This window comes from Oleiphilus sp. HI0086, from assembly GCF_001635225.1.
Genome location: NZ_LWFZ01000903.1, coordinates 1 through 771, shown reverse-complemented (window position 1 = coordinate 771; position 771 = coordinate 1). Strand labels below are relative to the sequence as shown.

Below are 771 nucleotides of genomic sequence, written 5' to 3'. Positions count from 1 at the left end.
AGCCATTGCCAGCTATCTTAGAGATATGGAAGCCGAGTCCGAATCAGACCTTATTGCGCTAGCACCGATATCTGTTCGCTCAACAAGCCTCGACGTTAAGTCCGGAAACCAGCTAGCCGCCACATTATTCTCACTTGCTAGCACAGAGCAGGACCCGATAAAGCGAATTTGCATGATTCACAAGGCAGCAACCTTGGAAAATCACTACGACTCAGCAATATCAGCCAGCCACTTGACCGAACTCGTTCCCTCTTGCATTGCGGGACTGTCTGCACGAGTTTATTCTGAGTTTCTACTGGCACAGAAACATAAGCCGATGTTCAATTTACCGATCATTAACATTCCTGGCCCTCAATTCCCGCTCTACTTTGAAAATGCAGAATTAACACAATTTATTAGCACTGCGCCTTTATTTGACGGTATTGGTTTAGCACTGATGATTGTGAGTTATAACGGCAATTACAGTGTCACCTGCACCTACAACCCTGAAGCACTGTCCCTTAAGCAACCCTTTGAAAAATACTTTCAGACAGCGATAGAAACGATTCTAAGTAGCGAAACAGAAATACCAGATTGCACCGATATTGATCTGAGTGAGCCAAATACAAACAAGACTGGTTTTATCGAAGATGTTGCCGGCTTAGTCAGCAACATCTTTTGCGTAGGAAAATAGCGGCAAGCTGTAGAGCCAGCTCTTCGACCTAAGCCGACTTAGCGCTTTTTTACTCCTGAAACGCCCAAACCAAAAAGGCTTTTCTATCTTCAGTGCTA

At 44.7% G+C, this 771-nt stretch carries 1 protein-coding gene; it reads left to right on the top strand.

The window, feature by feature from the left end; genetic code table 11:
- The coding region (locus tag A3756_RS16355) for a WS/DGAT domain-containing protein (RefSeq protein ID WP_156490540.1) at positions 1 to 673 on the top strand (673 nt) is incomplete at its 5' end.
- Positions 674 to 771 lie beyond the last annotated feature (98 nt).